The organism is Parasphingomonas puruogangriensis, assembly GCF_036663635.1.
Lineage (GTDB): Bacteria > Pseudomonadota > Alphaproteobacteria > Sphingomonadales > Sphingomonadaceae > Sphingomonas.
Genome location: NZ_JAXOJI010000030.1, coordinates 1 through 1,276 on the forward strand (window position 1 = coordinate 1; position 1,276 = coordinate 1,276).

The 1,276-nt window shown below is 53.6% G+C and carries 2 protein-coding genes; both read right to left on the reverse strand.

The genetic code is table 11. The features are described 5' to 3' along the window. Positions 1-111: 111 nt before the first annotated feature. Positions 112-933 carry an IS5 family transposase gene (locus U1739_RS20955; RefSeq protein WP_332710555.1) on the reverse strand — a complete coding sequence of 274 codons (822 nt, stop codon included), beginning with the start codon at positions 931-933 and terminating at the stop codon, positions 112-114. A 94-nt stretch (positions 934-1,027) separates the two neighbouring features. Continuing rightward, the coding region (locus tag U1739_RS20960; RefSeq protein ID WP_332710556.1) for a hypothetical protein at positions 1,028-1,276 on the reverse strand (249 nt) is incomplete at its 5' end.

Below are 1,276 nucleotides of genomic sequence, written 5' to 3' on the forward strand. Positions count from 1 at the left end.
ATAACTGCGCTTGCGCTCATCCTTTTGTTATGGGTGCGACGACCAAGAGAGCTAAATTTTGAAGATCCCATGCATCTCTAAGAGTCTGACTCATAATTATTTACTTTAAAGTCATAGCCTTGCGATCCGTCTAGCAAGAAGTTGGACAGAGGCCATGAAGATCCATGCTGTTGCCGATGCGATGGAGTTTTCGAAGTCCTTGGCGAGGCGTCGGTTTCGGTTCAGCCATGCAAAGGTGCGTTCGACTACCCAGCGGCGCGGCAGAACAACAAAGCCCTTTACGCGGTCAGACCGTTTAATAATCTCGATTGTCCAGTCGCCGATCTTGGTCAGCGCCGCTTTGAGTTTATCTCCTGCATAGCCTCCATCGGCGAACACATGGCGCAGCCACGGGTAGTTATAGCGGATGTCTTCCAGCACCATCGGCGCGCCGTCGCGATCCTGTATGTCGGCGCTATGGACGACGGCGTGAACCAGAAAGCCGTTTGTGTCGGTGATGATATGGCGCTTTCGGCCCTTCACCTTCTTGCCCGCATCATAGCCGCGCAGGCCGCCGCTTTCCATCGTTTTGACAGACTGGCTGTCGATCACGCCAGCGCTGGGCGAGCCTTCATTGCCCTGCGCCACCCTGGCATCCTGTATGAGATAATGGTTGATCTTCTGCCATGTTCCATCATCGCGCCAAGCGTAAAACCAGCGTTGCACCGTGGTCGGCGGCGGAAAGCCCGGTGGCAACATCCGCCACGGCAAGCCGCCACGAAGTAGATAGAGCATCGCCTCCACTATCCGCCGCAAAGGCCACTTGCGCGGACGGCCCACAAAGGATGGCAACGGCAAAAATGGCTCCAGCACCGCCCATTCCCCATCCGTTAAATCACTTGGCAAAGCCAATCCTGCGCGTGCATGATACGCGCGAGTAGTGTCGGTCCACATCGTTGAAATCCTTCGGTTCGTTGCAAAACCGCTGAATCAATGATTAGCGAAGGCGTCAAGCTAACTTACTGACACTACTCAACTTAATTTCGGGTCAGACACTTAGGCCGTCTAGTCCAGTGAACGTTTCAATACCCGTTAGACTTCCAAAGTAATCCAACTCTGCGAGCAATTCTGAAGTTGTTGGGTCCGTGTTTTTGTCTGAGGCGTTTAAAGCGTTGCCATCAACGAAACCGGCGCAGTCAAATGATGTCGGGGCAGCGCCACTCACCGTAATGTTAGTGCTATTGCAAGGCACCACTATAGCTGCATTGGATGGAGTTGCAACGAATGCAGCAGCGAC